A 17,510-nucleotide genomic window follows, 5' to 3' on the forward strand; every position below is an offset into this window, starting at 1 on the left:
AGGGTAAGGTCAGCGCAGGGTCAGCGCGGGCGACGCTTCGGCGCGCGCGTGCCGGACGGATCGACGCCGAGCCACTGCATCGCGACGAGCAGCGGCAGCGTCATCAGCAGGAACACGATCGTGTACGCGCTGCCGACTTCGAGGCGCAGCGACGCATAGGTATCGGCGAGCCCGACGGGCAGCGTCTTCGTGTCGGGCGTGTGCAGCATCCAGGTCAGGTTGAATTCGCCGATCGACAGCGTGAGCACCGCGAGCGCGCCCGCGACGATGCCGGGGCGCAGGTTCGGCAGCACGATCGTGACGAAGCGCGTGACGAACGACGCGCCGAGGCTCGCCGCGCCTTCCTCGAGCGTGCGCAGGTCGGCGCCGGCGGCGACCGCCGCGACCGCGCGCACCATGAACGGCAGCGTGAACACGACGTGGCCGACGACGATGAACCACAGGCTCATCCGGAACGCGGTGAAGCCGCCGTACACGACCAGCAGCGCGAGCGCCGACGCGAGGCCCGGCAGCGCGACCGGCAGCACGAGCGCTTCCTCGATCACGCGGGCGACGCGGCTCTTGCTGCGCGCGAGCGCATAGCCGGCCGGCACGCCGACGGCGAGCACGATCGCGAGCGTCGCGAACGCGACGCCGAGCGACAGCGCGACCGAGCCCTGGTACTGCTGCCACACCTGTTCGAGCCAGCGCAGCGTGAGGCCGCTCGACAGCCCGCGGAAATAGTTGACGGTGAGGCCCGCGAGTACCGACATCACGACGGGCACGATCAGGAACGCGCACAGCAGCAGCGTGACGCCCCATTGCAGCGCGGCGATCGCGCGCGCGCCCGACACGCGCGGCGCGCGTCGGGCGGCGCCGTTCGCGTGCGACGGAGCGGGCGCCGGCGACGGCGCGGACGAACCGGAAAGCGATTGCATGAAGGAATCCTCAGGCCGCGGCGGCGGCGGTGTGGCCGGTGAACCGGCGCGCGAGCGCGAGCACGGCCCACGTGACGATGCCGAGCACGATCGACAGGCCGGCGGCCGTCGCGATGTTCGCGTTCAGCGTGAACTCGGTGTAGATCGTCATCGGCAGCACGTTCAGGTCGGTGGCGAGCGTGAAGGCGGTGCCGAACGCGCCCATCGCGGTCGCGAAGCAGATCGCGCCGGCCGCGACCAGGCCCGGCGCGAGCGCCGGCAGCACGATGTCGACGAAGATGCGCCACGGCGACGCGCCGAGCGAGCGCGCGGCTTCCTCGAGCGACGCGTCGAGCTTCGACGCGGCCGCGATCACGGTGACGATCACGCGCGGGATCGAGAAGTACAGGTAGCCGACGAACAGCCCGGCGACCGAATACGCGAACACCCACTTGTCGCCGGTCAGCTTCGCGGACAGCATGCCGATCAGCCCTTGCCGGCCGGCGAGCATGATCACCATGAAGCCGACCACGACGCCCGGGAACGCGAGCGGAAAGGTGAGCAGCGCGAGCAGCACGCGCTTGCCGGCGAATTCGCGGCGCGCGAGCAGCAGGCCCGAGATCGTCGACAGCGCCAGCGTCGCGAGCGTGACGCCGGCCGACAACGCAATCGTTTCGCCGAGGCTCGTCATGTAACGCGCGTTGCCGAGCAGAGCCGCGTATTGCGCGAAGAACGCGCCGTCGGCGGACACCCGCACGAGCGCCGCCATCGGCAGCAGCCAGAACGCGGCGAACACCGCGAGCGCCGGCGCGACGAGGGCGACGCGCCAGCGCAGCGGGAAAGTCAGGTCGAGCATGGCGTGGTCCGGCGCTTACTGCATCACTTGCAGGTATTGCTGGCCGAACGCTTGCTGGCCGGCCGCCATCTTGCCGAAGTCGACCGATTTTGCCCGGGCGTATTCGCTCGCCGGCAGGAACTTCGCGGCGACGTCGGCGCCGAGCGTCTGCGCGCGCACCGGACGCAGGTACGCATTGGCCCACAGCTTCTGGCCTTCGTCGGACAGCACGAAGTCGAGCACCTTCCTGCCGTTCGCGTCGTGCGGCGCACCCTTCACGAGGCTCATCACGTAGGGCACCGCGATCGTGCCTTCCTTCGGAATCACGAACTCGACGTTCGCGTGATCCTTGTACTTCGCGCGATACGCGTCGAAGTCGTAGTCGAGCAGGATCGGAATCTCGCCGGACAGCACGCGCGCATACGCGGTCTGCTTCGGCACGATCGGCGCGTTCGCCTTCAGCTTGCGGAACCAGTCGAGCCCCGGCTTGAAGTCGTCGAGGCTGCCGCCGAGCGCCTGGTTGACGGCCACGGCGCCTGCATAGCCGACGAACGCGCTCGACGGATCGAGGTAGCCGACCATGCCCTTGTATTCGGGCTTCAGCAGGTCGGCCCACGAGCGCGGGACCGGCTTGCCGTCGAGCGCGTCCTTGTTCACGAAGAAGCCGAGCGTGCCCGAGTGGATCGCGAACCAGTAGCCCTGCGGGTCCTTCAGGTTCGCGGGGATGTCGTTCCAGTGCGCGGGCTTGTACGGCGCGATCACGCCCTTGTCCTTCGCCTGGAACGCCGACGACACGCCGAGATAGACGACGTCGGCGACCGGGCTCTTCTGCTCGGCGATCAGCTGCGCGATCGCCTGGCCCGAGTTCTTGTTGTCGAACGGCACGCGGATGCCGGTCTTCTGCTTGATCGCCGCGATCTGCGCCGCCCAGTCGGCCCATTCGGGCGGGCAGTTGTAGCAGATCGCGGATTCGTCGGCATGGGCCGCGGGTGCGAACGCGACGAGCGCGGCGCAGGCGACGGGGGCTGCGAGCACGCGCAGCAGCGAGGTCAGGCGAAAGGACACGGTGGATCTCCGGGCGGGGTCGGGGTAGCTTGCGCGCGCCGCGCACGATGGCGCGGCGCGCGTGTTCAGGCTTGGTGCAACTGCAGGTCGGCGGCCGGCGGCGCGACCGTCGCGCCGTCGCGTACCGTATGCGGCAGGATCAGCGACGTGCGCTCGATCGTCGCGCCGCCGATGCATTCGACGAGGCGCTGCCATGCATGGCGGCCGATGTCCTGGTTCGGCGTCGCGACGCTCGCGAGCGGCGGTGCGAGCAGCTCGCCGATCGCGATGCCGTCGAAGCCGAGCACCGACAGGTCGTCGGGAATCGAGAAGCCCGCGCGGCGCAGGCCGCGCATCACGACCATCGCGAGCAGGTCGTTGCTGCAGAAGAGGGCGGTCGGGCGCGTGGCTCGCGCGGTGAGGTGCGCGAGCACCGCGTCGGGCAACTCGGCCGCGTTGAAGTCGACCTCGACCGGCGGCAGCGTCGCGACGCCGGCCTCCTCGAGCGCCTGCGCGTAGCCGAGATGGCGCTGGCGTGCGCGATCCGACGCGGCGAGCGAACCGGCCAGCATCAGCACGAGGCGATGACCGCGTGCCGTCAGCATGCGCACGCCGTCGTAGGCGGCGCTGCGGTTGTCGACCGACACCGACGGTCGGCGTTGCGTGTCGTTGTGCATCAGCACGTAGTGCGGGCCGTCGCGGTCGAGCATGTCGAGCAGCGGATGCGTGTCCGCATCGGCGACGGTCAGGATCAGCCCCTCGACGCGCTGCTCGCGCAGCGTCTCGATCGCGTGGCGCTCGCGCGCCGCGTCGTATTCGGTCGTCATCAGGATCAGCTTGAAGCCGGCCGCGGTCGCGAGTTCGTCGATGCCCTGCAGGCAGTCGGCGAATACCGGGTTCGACAGCGTCGGCAGGACGACGCCGACGAGCCGCGTGCGCTCGCCGCGCAACTGCCGGCCGAGCGGGCTCGGGCGGAACTGCAGCGTGTCGATGGCGGTGCGGATGGTCGCCAGCGTGGCGGGGCTGACGGTATGCGGCGCGTTGATCGCACGCGAGACGGTGGCGATCGAGAAGCCGGCGAGCGCGGCGACGTCCTTGATGGTCGGGGGCATGAAGTTACGCGATGTAAACGTTTTCGACGGGAGAATTATCGAAAGCGTTTGTGACTTCGCGATGACTGACGAGACGTCTGTTTCGTAAAAACTGCGATACAAACATCAGACGGTTGGCGCCCGGCGAGCGGGGCGGATTCGATTGTATCGGCGGATGCTGCGGCGCGGGAGGAAATCGGCGACGGTGTCGCGCCGACGTCGATTGCGGCGCTCGAGTTCGGGTGTGGACAGGGCAGGCCGACATGCTGCATCGCGATGCAATGCGCGCGAATCAGCTAATGCATGTGCAAGCAATGGTAGAATCGCGTCCGCCCTTTTGCCGGGGTGATGAAATTGGTAAACATAGCGGACTTAAACGATTGAGTGCCCGGCCGGAAACGACCGGTGCAGAACCCTTCAAATTCGGTGAAACCCCTGACGCGCGCCGTGCGTCGAGGCAACGCCGAGCCAAGCCTCGCGGTACGAGTGCAGCGAGGAAGGTGTAGAGACTAGACGGGGGGCGCCTAAGGCGCACGGGCGGCAACACCGCCCGCGCGCGACGGCGAAGGCATAGTCCAGCGCACGAACGGCGTCGTTTCGACGACGCCGGCTTTGAAAGAAGCAGTGTGACGAAAATCCGCCGCCTTAACTGGCTTGCCGGTTCGAGTCCGGTCCCCGGCACCAAGATCGCTTCCGTGCGATTCCATGAAGTTCCGAAAACCCGCGAGAAACAAGCCGCTCGCGGGTTTTTTGTTTTTCAGGTCGTGCTTCGATGGCGGCGGCCGGTTCCTGTAGCTCCCCCGCGCCGGCCAAACGCAAACGTACCGGCGATTGAAATATCGATTCCCCGCGATTTGCTTCAGGCGTCCGCTCGTCGCCCGAATGAAGCGCGCTTCAACACCCGGCTATCCGCTTTCCGCGCCGAAAAACAGCCGGCGTTCTGGAGAGCACCTTTCCGCCGCAGGCCGCTAACAGCAGAAAAACGGCTCATTACACTGCGCCCGTCGCATCGCCGGGAAACATCGACGCGACGCACCTTCGCAGCACGCAACCGTTGCGACCAGCAAACGAAAGACCTGGGGGTAAATCGTCATGAACATGCGTTGGGGGATCATCGCACCCGCCGCGTTGCTTGCTGCCGCGGCGCATGCACAAAGCAGCGTGACGCTGTACGGCAAGATCGAGGACGGCATCAACTACACGAGCAACGCGCGCGGCCACGGCACCGTGCAATTGCAAAGCGGCTACGACTACGGCAGCCGCTGGGGTATCAAGGGCACCGAAGACCTCGGCGCAGGCTACCAGGCGATTTTCACGCTCGAGAGCGGCTTCGACGTCAACAACGGAAAAATGAGCCAGGGCGGCCGGGAATTCGGCCGTCAGGCTTTCGTCGGCATCGCGTCGGATCGTTACGGCACCCTGACGTTCGGTCGCCAGTACGATCCGAGCGTCGACGTCTTCTCGCCGCTCACCGCAAACGGCAACTGGACCGGCTACCTGTTCTCGCATCCGTACGACAACGACAACACCGACTACTCGTTCCGCGTGAACAACGCGGTCAAGTACGTGTCGCCCGCGTGGCACGGTGTGACCGCGGAGGCGATGTATGGCTTCAGCAATCAGGCGGGCGGCTTCGCGAACAACCGTCTCTATGGCGCCGCGCTGCAATACCAGCAGGGCGGGCTGACGGTTGGCGCGTCGTATCTGAAGATCAACAACGCACGCAATGCCGATTCGACCGGCGCGATCACCGGCGACAACACGTTCGATGCGTCGTCGCAGCAGAACATCGGCATCGGCGTGAATTACGCGTTCTCGAATGCGCTCGTGGGATTCACGTATTCGCACGTCGACGTCTACGATCCGACTTCGAACGCGTATTTCACCGGTACGACGCAGCCGGCGGGCGGTGCGTGGCAGTCGTGGAAATTCGACAACTTCGAGGTGAACGGCCTCTATCACTTCACGACCGCGTTCTACGTCGGCGCGGCATACACGTACACGCAGGCCCGCGTGGCGTCGACGGTCGGCTCGTTCAATCCGAAGTGGCATCAACTGAGCGCGAAGCTGAACTACGACTTGTCGAAACGCACGTCGGTATTCGTCGAAGGTGTCTATCAGCATGCGCTGAACGCGCACACTGGAACCGACTTCGACTACGCGTACGTTCCGGGCGCCGCCGATATCTCGTCGGGGCCGAATCAATACGTCGCGCGTGTCGCGCTGCTGCATCATTTCTGACGCTGCTCTCCGGGCGGTTATCGGTCATGTGTGGGTAAAAAGTCCTGAATTTCGGGCTTGAAGGGAAATGTCGGCTCGACGGGCCATGGCGGGCCACTTCGCTGCGACGAAAGCGCCGCCATGTGATACTTGGCACGCACGTCACACTCGACGCCGTCACCGCCATCGCCGCACGTGACGCGGCCGATGGAATAAAACGACGTTTTCCTCCCGCAAGACCACCCGCCATGACCGATTCGAACTACCACTATTACGAACCGTTGCAAGGCCACGGGCTGCCGCACGATCCGTTGAACGCGATCGTGGGCCCGCGCCCGATCGGCTGGATTTCCTCCCGCGGCAACGACGGCACGCTCAACCTCGCGCCGTACAGTTTCTTCAACGCATTCAATTATCGTCCGCCGATCATCGGCTTTTCGAGCACGGCCGCGAAGGACAGCCTGCGCAACGTGCAGGAAACCGGCGAGTTCGTCTGGAACCTCGCGACGCGCGACCTTGCCGACCGGATGAACCAGACCTGTGCCGCCGTGCCGTACGGCGTGAACGAATTCGAACTCGGCGGCCTGACCGCGATTCCGTCGCGCCTCGTCAGCGTGCCGCGCGTGGCGGAAAGCGGCGTCAACTTCGAATGCAAGGTGACCGACGTGATCCGGCTTCGCGACCACCGCGGCGTCGAGACGCCGGCCACGCTGGTGCTGGGCGAGGTCGTCGCCGTGCATATCCGTCACGACCTGCTGAAGGACGGCCTCTTCGACACGTTCGGCGCCGGCATCATTCTGCGCGCGGGCGGCCCGTCCGCCTACGTGCACGTGACGCCCGACAGCCGCTTCGACATCGCGCGCCCCGACGCGTGACGCATCGCATCATCGACGCATCGCGCCTTCGCGCCTTCGCGCGCCGGAACGATCCGGCGCGCGAGCGCTGAAGCACGCGGACGCGCACCGACGAAGCAAAAGACCCCGCCGAAATCCAGGATTTCGCGGGGTCTTTCGCTTCGTACCCTCCGACACGCGTGACAGACGCGCATCGATTCCGCGCTCCCCGACGCGTTGACGCATCGCAGCACACGCAACCGTCCTTCAAACCCACCGGCAACGCCGCTCGCCCATTGTCGCCGCCATGGCAAATCTGCTCACCCCGAACGAGCGGGTTGGGCATCGACGTCCGGCACGGCAAGGCATACATTCCCAAGGTTGGCGTGCTTATCCGCGCGCCAGCCTGCGCGTGAGCCGGCAACCGGCCGCGCGTCTTTATCAGCGTGAGACACAATCGAGCGTGGAGACGACACGATGAGCCTGTCAGAGCCATTGCGTCTGCATGTGCCGGAGCCAACCGGGCGCCCGGGCTGCAAGACGGATTTTTCCTATCTGCATCTATCGCCGGCCGGCGCGGTTCGCCGCCCGCCGATCGACGTAGCGCCGGCGGACACCGCCCATCTCGCCCGCAGCCTGGTGCGCGTGCTCGACGATCACGGCGAAGCCCTCGGCCCGTGGGCGCCGGATCTCGACGATGCGCGCCTGATCGCCGGGATGCGCGCGATGCTGAAGACCCGCATCTTCGACGCGCGGATGATGATCGCGCAGCGTCAGAAGAAAATCTCCTTCTACATGTTGAGCCTCGGCGAAGAGGCGATCGGCGCCGCGCATGCGATGGCGCTGCGTCACGGCGACATGTGCTTCCCGACCTACCGCCAGCAAAGCATCCTGATCGCGCGCGACGTGCCGCTCGAACGGATGATCTGCCAGCTGATGTCGAACGAAGGCGACCCGCTGAAGGGGCGCCAGCTTCCGGTGATGTACTCGGACCGCGAAGCCGGCTTCTTCTCGATCTCCGGCAATCTCGCGACGCAGTTCATCCAGGCGGTCGGCTGGGCGATGGCGTCGGCGATCAAGGGCGACACGAAGATCGCGTCCGCCTGGATCGGCGACGGCGCGACCGCGGAAGCCGACTTCCACACTGCACTGACGTTCGCGCACGTGTATCGCGCGCCGGTCGTGCTGAACGTCGTCAACAACCAGTGGGCGATCTCGACGTTCCAGGCGATCGCGGGCGGCGAGGGGACGACGTTCGCCGGGCGCGGCGTCGGCTGCGGCATCGCTTCGCTGCGCGTCGACGGCAACGACTTCCTCGCGATCTACGCGGCGTCGACCTGGGCCGCCGAACGCGCGCGCCGCAATCTCGGCCCGACCTTGATCGAGTGGGTCACCTATCGCGCCGGCGCGCATTCGACGTCGGACGATCCGACGAAATACCGGCCGGCCGACGACTGGGCCCATTTCCCGCTCGGCGATCCGATCGCCCGCTTCAAGCAGCACCTGATCGCGAAGGGCATCTGGTCGGACAGCGCGCACGACGCGCTCACGGCCGAACTGGAAGCCGAGGTGATCGCCGCGCAGAAGGAAGCGGAGAAGTTCGGGACGCTGGCCGACGACCGCATTCCGTCGCCGGCCTCGATGTTCGACGACGTGTACAAGGAGCTGCCCGCGCATCTGCGCCGTCAGCGCCAGGAACTGGGAGCGTGATCATGGCGCAACATGAAACAACGACGGCGTCGGCCCAGCCGATGACGATGATCCAGGCGCTGCGCTCCGCGATGGACGTGATGCTCGGCCGCGACGACGACGTGGTCGTGTTCGGGCAGGACGTCGGCTACTTCGGCGGCGTGTTCCGCTGCACCGAGGGGCTGCAGGCCAAGTACGGCAAGTCGCGCGTGTTCGATGCGCCGATCTCGGAAGGCGGGATCGTGGGTGCTGCGGTCGGGATGGGCGCGTATGGCTTGCGGCCGGTCTGCGAGATCCAGTTCGCGGACTACTTCTATCCGGCGTCCGACCAGATCGTGTCGGAAGGCGCGCGGCTGCGCTATCGCTCGGCGGGCCAGTTCACCGCGCCGATGACGATCCGGATGCCGTGCGGCGGCGGCATCTACGGCGGCCAGACGCACAGCCAGAGCCCGGAGGCGATGTTCACGCAAGTCTGCGGACTGCGCACGGTGATGCCGTCGAATCCGTACGACGCGAAAGGACTGCTGATCGCGTCGATCGAGAACGACGACCCGGTGATCTTCCTCGAGCCGAAACGCCTGTACAACGGGCCGTTCGACGGCCATCACGAGCGTCCGGTCACATCGTGGCTCAAGCATCCGGGCAGCGAGGTGCCGGACGGCTATTACACGGTGCCGCTCGACACGGCCGCCGTCGTGCGGCCCGGCAACGACGTGACGGTGCTGACGTACGGCACGACCGTCCACGTGTCGCTGGCGGCCGCCGAGGAGACCGGCATCGATGCGGAAGTGATCGACCTGCGCACGCTGTGGCCGGTCGATCTCGACACGATCGTCGCGTCGGTGCGCAAGACCGGCCGCTGCGTGGTCGTGCACGAGGCGACGCGCACCTGCGGCTACGGCGCGGAGCTGGTGTCGCTCGTCCAGGAACACTGCTTCTACCATCTGGAGGCACCGGTCGAGCGGACGACGGGCTGGGACACGCCGTATCCGCACGCGCAGGAATGGGCGTATTTCCCCGGGCCGGCCCGGGTCGGCGAAGCGTTGCGACGCGTGATGGAGGCCTGAGATGGGGATTCATGTCATCAAGATGCCGGATATCGGCGAAGGGATCGCCGAGGTCGAGCTGGTGGCCTGGCACGTTCAACCGGGGCAGACGATCGCCGAAGACCAGCCGCTCGCCGATGTGATGACCGACAAGGCGGCGGTGGAGATTCCGTCGCCGGTGGCGGGCAAGGTGCTGGAGCTCGGCGGCCGGATCGGCGAGATGATGGCGGTCGGCAGCGAGCTGATTCGTCTCGAAGTCGAAGGCGACGGCAACCTGAAATCGGGCGCGAAAGCACACGATGCAGGCCCGGATGCGACGCGGCGAGCGGCGGCGGTCGACGTGCCTGCCGAGTCGTCTTCCATCGCTGAGGGATCCGAAACACATGCGTCGTCGAAGGCGGCGACGCATGCCGCGTCCCGCGCGCCGGCCGAGCCGCGCCGCGCGGAACATGCGGCGCCGCCGCGCGCGGCGCTCGCGCCGGGCGAACGGCCGCTCGCGTCGCCGGCGGTGCGCCAGCGCGCGTGGGACATGGGCATCGAGCTGCGCTACGTGCGCGGCACCGGCGAGGCCGGGCGGATCCTGCATGCGGACCTCGACGCGTATGCGCGCACGGGCGGCGGCGCCGCGCGCGGATCGCAAGCGCGCGGCTACGCCGAGCGCAACGACGCAACCGAGGTGCCGGTGATCGGCCTGCGGCGCGCGATCGCGCGCAAGATGCAGGAAGCGAAGCGCCGCATTCCGCACTTCAGCTACGTCGAGGAGATCGACGTCACCGAGCTCGAAGCGCTGCGCGCCGAGCTGAACCGGCGCCACGGCGACACGCGCGGCCGGCTCACGCCGCTGCCGCTGCTGATCCGCGCGATGGTGATCGCGCTGCGCGACTTCCCGCAGATCAACGCGCGCTACGACGACGAAGCCGGTGTCGTCACGCAATACGGCGCGGTGCACATGGGCGTCGCGACGCAGACGGACGGCGGCCTCACGGTGCCGGTGCTGCGTCATGCGGAGGCGCGCGACGTATGGTCGATCTCGGCGGAAATCGCGCGGCTCGCCGACGCGGTGCGCGCGAACCGCGCGCAGCGCGACGAGCTGACCGGCTCGACGATCACGATCTCGAGCCTCGGCGCGCTCGGCGGCATCGTGTCGACGCCGGTCATCAACCATCCCGAGGTCGGCATCGTCGGCGTGAACCGGATCGTCGAGCGGCCGATGATCCGCGACGGCGCGATCGTCGCGCGCAAGATGATGAACCTGTCGTCGTCGTTCGACCATCGCGTCGTCGACGGCGCGGACGCGGCCGAATTCATCCAGGCCGTGCGCGAGGTGCTCGAGCGCCCGGCGCTGCTGTTCGTGGAGTGAGCCCGATGAAGAACGAACACACCACGCTGCTCGTGATCGGCGGCGGGCCGGGCGGTTACGTCGCCGCGATTCGCGCGGGGCAGCTCGGCATTCCGACGGTGCTCGTCGAGCGCGACCGGCTCGGCGGCACGTGCCTGAACATCGGCTGCATTCCGTCGAAGGCGCTGATCCACGTCGCCGACGCGTTCGAGCAGGCGCGCGGGCAGGCCGGCGAGGGGATGCTCGGGATTCGCGTGCGCGCGCCGGAGATCGACATCGCGAAAAGCGTCGCATGGAAGGACGGCATCGTCGAGCGGCTCACGCGCGGCGTCGGCGCGCTGCTGAAGAAGCACGGCGTGCGCGTGCTGCACGGCGACGCGCGCGTCGTCGACGGCAAGACGGTCGACGTCGTCGCCGGCGACCACACGACGCGGATCGCCTGCGAGCACCTGTTGCTCGCGACGGGTTCGGAGCCGGTCGAACTGCCGTCGACGCCGTTCGGCGCGCACGTCGTCTCGTCGACCGAGGCGCTGTCGCCCGCATCGTTGCCGAAGCGGCTGGTCGTCGTCGGCGCCGGCTACATCGGGCTCGAACTCGGATTCGTCTATCGCAAGCTCGGCGTCGACGTCAGCATCGTCGAGGCGGCCGAGCGCGTGCTGCCCGCATACGACGCGGAACTCGCGAGGCCGGTCGCCGATTCGCTCGCGCGGCTCGGCGTCGGGCTATGGACGGGCCACAAGGTGCTGGGCCTCGCGAGCGACGGCGCCGTGCGCGTGCAGGCGCCCGACGGCGCGGAGAAAACCCTGCCGGCCGATCGCGTGCTGGTCGCGGTGGGTCGCCGGCCGCGCGTCGACGGCTTCGGGCTCGAATCGATGCCGCTCGATCGCAACGGTCGCGCGCTGCGCATCGATGACGAATGCCGGACGTCGATGCGCAACGTATGGGCGATCGGCGACGTCGCCGGCGAGCCGATGCTCGCGCATCGCGCGATGGCGCAAGGCGAGATGGTGGCCGAGCTGATCGCGGGACGGCGCCGCAAGTTCACGCCGGCCTCGATCCCGGCCGTGTGCTTCACCGATCCCGAGGTCGTCACGTCCGGCTGGTCGCCCGACGACGCGAAGGCGGCCGGTGTCGACTGCATCAGCGCGTCGTTCCCGTTCGCGGCGAACGGCCGCGCGATGACGCTGCAGGCGACCGACGGTTTCGTGCGCGTCGTCGCGCGGCGCGACACGCACCTGATCGTCGGCTGGCAGGCGGTGGGGCGCGGCGTGTCGGAACTGGCCGCCGCGTTTTCGCAATCGCTCGAGATGGGCGCGCGGCTCGAGGATATCGGCGGCACGATCCACGCGCATCCGACACTCGGCGAAGCGATGCAGGAGGCGGCGTTGCGCGCGCTGGGACATGCGCTGCACGTGTGAGCATGTGCCGACCCGTGCGGCTGATCGAAGCCCCGCCACGGCGGGGCTTTTTTGCGTGCGCGGGTCGCAGGCGTCGGCGTCGGGTCTCTCGCGCCGGATTCGATGTTGCTTGTCGCGCCGGCAATATCCGGGTCGCCGACGATCGATCAACGTCGAGGCTGCGCATGCGGGCCTTGCCGCGCAAGGTCACGAAGGTACCCGCGTGTGCGCGGGCTGCGCCGTCACGTCGCGATAGAACGCGTCGATCGCGTTCACCATCTGCGCAAGTCCCGGCTGTTCGAGCGGATAGTGGCCGGCGTTGTCGAGCATCACGACCTTGACGGGCACGTTGCGGATCCGCGCGAGGAATGGCTCGCTGAGGTGCTTCGGCGTCCAGCGGTCCGCGGCCGGCTGCGTGAGCAGGATCGGGCAGACGCGGAAGTTCTCCGGTTCGATCGCCGGCCGATACGACATGTACGAATCGAGAAAGGCCATCGTCATCGCGTTGCCGGCCGACGTGCGATCGGACAGCCACACCTTCAGCGCGTCGTCGCGGTTGACGAGCGCGTGCATCTTGCTCGCGAGCGACATCGGGATGCGCATCGCGCGCAGCGGCGTCTTCGCGGTGAAGTGCGTCATCGGGCCGCCGACCCGGCTCATGAACAGGTTGCGTGCGGTTTCGTCGCGCACCTGCCGAAGGCGCTGATCGAGGAACGTCATGCCGACGATGCCGTCGACCCTGCCGTTGAGCGCGGCCACATGATAGGTCAGCATGCCGCCCGCGCTCAGCCCGTAGAGCACGATGGGGCGATCGTCCTTCGCGCGCTCCGCGTCGATCAGGTCGCTGCCGGCGCGCACCCAGTCGTCGTAGCGCACGAGCGCGCCGCGCGCCACTTCGGTCATCCCGTATTCGGGCATGTCGACCGCGATCGTCTCGTAGCCGCGTCGCGCGAGCTGCTCGCCGACGATCATCGACATCTGCCGCCCGTTGGTACCGACGCCATGGAACAGGATCACCTTCACTTTCGCCAGAGGATCGCGATACGTGTCGAGGTGGAGGCGATGACCGTTCCAGCGCCACCATTCCTCATTCGGCTCGCGGTCGGCGCTCCACTGGAAGTCGGACGGCAGGAATGCCTGCATGGCACGCCAGACGGGTTGGTCGGCATAGGTCTTGGACATGGCGGCGGACTCCGGTCGATTGCACGAATGGGTGGGTTGCGATGGAGCCCATCATGAGCTGGCGACCGGTCGCCGGCCATGCTGGCGTGGGCCAACCGCTTTAGAATCTAGGCCAACACACGTCACGAGGCGTCCGATGAACGTCTGGAACTTTGCCCGCAGCCCGGCTTCCGTCCTGCTGATGATCGCGTTCGGGCGAGCGCGTGCGATCGCGCCGGCGGCCTTGCTGAAGGGCTCGCAACTCACGCTGAAGCAGCTCGCCGATCCGGACTTCACGGTGCTGGCCGCGCAGGAACTCACGGTCGCGTCGAACCTGCTCGCGCTGACAGGCGACGAGCCGGGCGTCGGCCTGACGGTCGGCCTGTCGTATCAGCTGTCGGCCTACGGGCTGCTCGGGTACGGGCTGCTGAGCAGCGCGACCGGCATGGACGCCGTTGCGCTCGCCGGCCGCTATCTGGCGCTGACCTATACGTTCGTCGGGATGACGTACCGTCGCGCCGGTCGACACGACGCGATCGTATTCGACGCGGCGCCGGAACTGTCGGCGCCGCTGCAGCGCTTTTTCGTCGAGCGCGCGATGGGCGCGACCTGTCGCGTGCTGCGCGACGTGACCGGCGACGCGTTCGAACTCGCGACGTTCGACGTCGCGTATGACCCGGAGCCGGGCGGCCGGCAGGTACTCGGCACGCGGGTCCGGTACGGGCGGCCCGGCAATGCGATCACGTTCGGGCATGCGCAGCTCGAACGGCCGTTGCCGCAGGCCAACGCCGCGACCGCCGCGATGTGCGAGCGCATGTGCGCGGAGCTGGTCTCGCGCCGGCGCACGCGCGTCGACTTCGTGTCGTTCCTGAACGAATACCTCGCCACGCGGCCGTTCGACCGGCCGCCGCAGCTGAAGGACATCGCGACGCTGCTGAACACGAGCGAGCGCACGCTCAAGCGCCGGCTGCGGGAAGAGGGCGCGTGCTTCCGCGACATCTCGAATGCGGTGCGCAGGACCCGTGCGCAAACGCTGATCGCCGAAGGGCGGCTGTCGATCAAGGAAATCGCGGAGGAACTGGGGTTCAGCGACATGTCGTCGTTCTCGCAGGCGTACAAGCGCTGGACCGGTGTCGCGCCGAGCGTGTCGCGGCTGGCCGGAACGGGCGCGTAGTGGGCGGGATACGGGTTGCGGTTGACCCTCCCGCGCGAACCGTTCATCGTGGCGGTTCCACGCCGATTCGCTGGCCTCGCACGGATTGTCGTCGGATCGGAGCAGCTCGCCTGAGCTGCGGCGGGCGGTGACCGCCGAAAGCGCTCTTGCAAGACTGTTTCGTCATACCAGGCGACAGCGCAACCGTGGCGTGCATGCTGACCTACGATGAAGACATCGCGTCCATCGTCTGCCCAACTATGTGCACCCACTACCGCGCCCCCGATGAAGACCCGGGCATCAGCGAGCTGAGGATCGGCATCGGCGACCTGTTCCGCCGCGATCCGTGGGAACCCGACGTGTATCCGGATTATGCGGCGCCCATCGCACGTGCCGACGGCGACGGTCTCGCGGTCGTCAGCGCGGTGTTCGGCTTCTGGCCGAAGTTCATGCAGCCCGAGCGTCTCGACGAGCACGGCCGCAAGCGAAAGAAGCTCGATACGGTGAACGCGCGCGCGGAGACGATCGGTGAGTCGCGACTCTACGGCAACGCCTGGCGCAATGGCCAGCGCTGCCTGATTCCGGCGCGCTGGATCTTCGAGCCGTGCTACGAGACGGGCCGCAACGTGTGGCACCGGATCGGCGTCGACGGCTGGCAACCGTGCTGCATCGCCGGCCTCTGGCGGCGCTACGAAGCGGCCGACGGCCACGAGCGGATCGGCATGACGATGCTCACGGTCAATGCCGACGATCATCCGGTGTTCGCGCGCATGCATCGGCCCGGCGACGAGAAGCGGGGCGTCGTGATCCTGCGTCGCGACGACTACGACGAGTGGTTGCATGCACGCGACGTCGAAGCCGTGCGGCGCATGCTGACACTCCTTCCTGCGGCCGACATGGTCGCCGCACCCGATCCCGTGTCGCCCGCCGGCGCCTGAGCTTTCATTTTTCATACGCTTTTCATACGCACAACCGACTGCTCCGCGGGTCGGACGTATCCCGTTTTCTCAGACGATTTCCAAAATTGCCGGATTCCGGGTAATCACCGATATCAGCCAAGTTGTATATACAAGATCATCCGCTGGCAATGTCGGCACACGTCGTGCCCATTGCGCGCCAGCGTGCTGACCGTGCGTGCGTGGCGCATGCCGGCGATCCACGGCGCCCCGCACCCGACGAGCCGAAAGGGCGGCTCGGCACGTTTTCCGTCTCGTCCCAACCATTTGTGATCCTCAGTATCTTGGAGATTTACCCGTGTCAACGAATCCCAGTGGAAAAGCCGGCGGTCTGATCGAGGTACGCTCGATCGATTTCATTCCCGACGCCGAACGCCACGGCGGACTGCTGAGCCAGTTCACGCTGTGGCTGTCCGCGAACATGCAGATCACGGCCATCGTCACGGGCGCGCTGGCGGTCGTACTCGGCGGCGACGTGTTCTGGTCGCTGGTCGCGCTGCTGCTCGGCCAGTTCATCGGCGGTGCGGTGATGGCGCTGCACGGCGCGCAGGGGCCGCAGCTCGGGTTGCCGCAGATGATCTCGAGCCGCGTGCAGTTCGGCGTCTACGGCGCGATGATCCCGATCGTGCTCGTGTGCCTGATGTACATCGGCTTTTCCGCGAGCGGCTCGGTGCTCGCCGGGCAGGCCGTCGCACAATTGCTGCACGTCGACGACGCGGCCGGCATCCTGCTGTTCGCGGCCGTGATTGTCGTGCTGACGGTGTTCGGCTATCGCGCGATCCACTTCGTCGGCCGGATCGCGAGCGTGATCGGCATCGTCGCGTTCGTCTACATGTTCACGCAGCTGTTCGCGAACCACGACGTCGGCGCGCTGCTCGCGAACAGGCGCTTCTCGCTCGCGAGCTTCCTGCTGTCGATGTCGCTGTCCGCGTCGTGGCAGATCGCGTTCGGCCCGTACGTCGCCGACTACTCGCGCTACCTGCCGCGCTCGACGTCGTCGGTCGCCACGTTCCTCGCGGTCGGCCTCGGCTCGGTGATCGGCGCGCAGGCGGCGATGGTGTTCGGCGTGTTCGCGGCGGCGCTGGCCGGCAGCCAGTTCGCGCACCACGAGGTGTCGTATATCGTCGGCCTCGGCTCGACGGGCGCCGTGGCCGCGCTGCTGTACTTCAGCATCGCGTTCGGCAAGGTGACGGTAACCGCGCTCAACGCGTACGGCAGCTTCATGTCGATGGCGACGATCGTCAGCGGTTTCCGCGGCAAGGGCGCGGTGTCGTCGAAGAGCCGTCTCGTGTACATCTTCGGAATGATCTGCGTGTCGACGCTGATCGCGCTCGCCGGCCGCCATTCGTTCCTGAAGGAATTCACCGCGTTCATCCTGTTCCTGCTCGCGTTCTTCACGCCGTGGAGCGCGATCAACCTGGTCGACTACTACTGCTTCACGCGCTCGCGCTACGACGTGCCGGCGCTGTCCGATCCGGACGGCCGCTATGGCCGCTGGAACGTGATGGCGATCACGATCTACGTGGTCGGCATCCTGGTGCAGCTGCCGTTCATGTCGACGCACATCTACACGGGCCCGCTCGTCGACGCGCTCGGCGGCACCGACATCTCGTGGATCCTCGGCCTCATCGTGCCGGCCGTGCTGTACTACGTCGGCGCGCGTGCGTCGCGGCGCAGCATCCCCGAGCGCCTGATCCTGCCGCTCGAACGCGGCGAGGTTCATCACTGACGCATCGCGTCGTCCGCCGGGCCGGCTACCAGCCGGCCTGAGCGGCCCGCCGCCGCGAGCCCGGCTCGACCGGCAGCCGCGTCGTACCTCACCTTCGTTATCCGCGATGCCGGCATGGCAG

14 protein-coding genes are annotated in these 17,510 nt (G+C 67.5%); 9 read left to right on the forward strand and 5 right to left on the reverse strand.

Annotated features, from left to right (window positions below; all coding sequences use genetic code 11):
• Positions 1 to 20 precede the first annotated feature (20 nt).
• The 4 genes from U4012_RS21595 to U4012_RS21610 all read right to left on the reverse strand — a co-directional run bounded on the left by U4012_RS21595 (position 21) and on the right by U4012_RS21610 (position 3,887).
• A complete protein-coding gene (locus U4012_RS21595; protein ID WP_321801349.1) occupies positions 21 to 917 on the reverse strand; it encodes an ABC transporter permease in 897 nt (298 codons plus the stop codon).
• 10 nt (positions 918 to 927) lie between these two features.
• Entirely contained in the window at positions 928 to 1,752 is an 825-nt protein-coding gene (locus U4012_RS21600; protein ID WP_321801351.1) for an ABC transporter permease, read from the reverse strand.
• Between the two features lie 15 nt (positions 1,753 to 1,767).
• Complete coding sequence (locus tag U4012_RS21605) at positions 1,768 to 2,796, reverse strand: ABC transporter substrate-binding protein (RefSeq protein WP_124487543.1); 1,029 nt, start codon at positions 2,794 to 2,796, stop codon at positions 1,768 to 1,770.
• 65 nt (positions 2,797 to 2,861) lie between these two features.
• Positions 2,862 to 3,887 carry a substrate-binding domain-containing protein gene (locus U4012_RS21610; protein WP_321801355.1) on the reverse strand — a complete coding sequence of 342 codons (1,026 nt, stop codon included), beginning with the start codon at positions 3,885 to 3,887 and terminating at the stop codon, positions 2,862 to 2,864.
• Between the two features lie 1,071 nt (positions 3,888 to 4,958).
• On the opposite strand from U4012_RS21610, the gene U4012_RS21615 reads away from it, so the two are divergent.
• From U4012_RS21615 to lpdA, 6 genes are all read left to right on the forward strand, one after another.
• The gene (locus U4012_RS21615) at positions 4,959 to 6,107 is read left to right on the forward strand and encodes a porin (protein WP_321801357.1); all 1,149 of its coding nucleotides are present in this window, start codon (positions 4,959 to 4,961) and stop codon (positions 6,105 to 6,107) included.
• 227 nt (positions 6,108 to 6,334) lie between these two features.
• Positions 6,335 to 6,961: a flavin reductase family protein gene (locus tag U4012_RS21620; RefSeq protein WP_321801575.1), complete on the forward strand. Its 627-nt coding sequence runs from the start codon at positions 6,335 to 6,337 to the stop codon at positions 6,959 to 6,961.
• A 435-nt stretch (positions 6,962 to 7,396) separates the two neighbouring features.
• The gene (locus U4012_RS21625) at positions 7,397 to 8,629 is read left to right on the forward strand and encodes a 3-methyl-2-oxobutanoate dehydrogenase (2-methylpropanoyl-transferring) subunit alpha (protein ID WP_044844942.1); all 1,233 of its coding nucleotides are present in this window, start codon (positions 7,397 to 7,399) and stop codon (positions 8,627 to 8,629) included.
• Between the two features lie 2 nt (positions 8,630 to 8,631).
• On the forward strand, positions 8,632 to 9,675 hold the full coding sequence (locus U4012_RS21630) for an alpha-ketoacid dehydrogenase subunit beta (protein WP_044844941.1): 1,044 nt from the start codon (positions 8,632 to 8,634) through the stop codon (positions 9,673 to 9,675).
• Between the two features lies 1 nt (position 9,676).
• The gene (locus U4012_RS21635; RefSeq protein WP_321801361.1) at positions 9,677 to 11,014 is read left to right on the forward strand and encodes a dihydrolipoamide acetyltransferase family protein; all 1,338 of its coding nucleotides are present in this window, start codon (positions 9,677 to 9,679) and stop codon (positions 11,012 to 11,014) included.
• Positions 11,015 to 11,019: 5 nt separating this feature from the next.
• Positions 11,020 to 12,411: a dihydrolipoyl dehydrogenase gene (lpdA, locus tag U4012_RS21640; protein ID WP_321801363.1), complete on the forward strand. Its 1,392-nt coding sequence runs from the start codon at positions 11,020 to 11,022 to the stop codon at positions 12,409 to 12,411.
• 186 nt (positions 12,412 to 12,597) lie between these two features.
• On the opposite strand, the gene U4012_RS21645 is transcribed toward lpdA, so the two are convergent.
• The gene (locus U4012_RS21645; RefSeq protein ID WP_321801365.1) at positions 12,598 to 13,572 is read right to left on the reverse strand and encodes an alpha/beta hydrolase; all 975 of its coding nucleotides are present in this window, start codon (positions 13,570 to 13,572) and stop codon (positions 12,598 to 12,600) included.
• 136 nt (positions 13,573 to 13,708) lie between these two features.
• Between U4012_RS21645 and U4012_RS21650 the strand changes: the two genes are divergently transcribed.
• The 3 genes from U4012_RS21650 to U4012_RS21660 all read left to right on the forward strand — a co-directional run bounded on the left by U4012_RS21650 (position 13,709) and on the right by U4012_RS21660 (position 17,389).
• Positions 13,709 to 14,725, forward strand: a complete 1,017-nt coding sequence (locus U4012_RS21650) for an AraC family transcriptional regulator (protein ID WP_321801367.1) — start codon at positions 13,709 to 13,711, stop codon at positions 14,723 to 14,725.
• A 239-nt stretch (positions 14,726 to 14,964) separates the two neighbouring features.
• Positions 14,965 to 15,642, forward strand: a complete 678-nt coding sequence (locus U4012_RS21655) for an SOS response-associated peptidase family protein (RefSeq protein ID WP_321801577.1) — start codon at positions 14,965 to 14,967, stop codon at positions 15,640 to 15,642.
• A gap of 316 nt (positions 15,643 to 15,958) precedes the next feature.
• Positions 15,959 to 17,389 (forward strand): cytosine permease, encoded by a 1,431-nt coding sequence (locus U4012_RS21660; RefSeq protein WP_321801369.1) that lies wholly within the window; start codon positions 15,959 to 15,961, stop codon positions 17,387 to 17,389.
• Positions 17,390 to 17,510 lie beyond the last annotated feature (121 nt).

The sequence above is a fragment of the Burkholderia sp. BCC1988 genome (assembly GCF_905339895.1).
Lineage (GTDB): Bacteria > Pseudomonadota > Gammaproteobacteria > Burkholderiales > Burkholderiaceae > Burkholderia.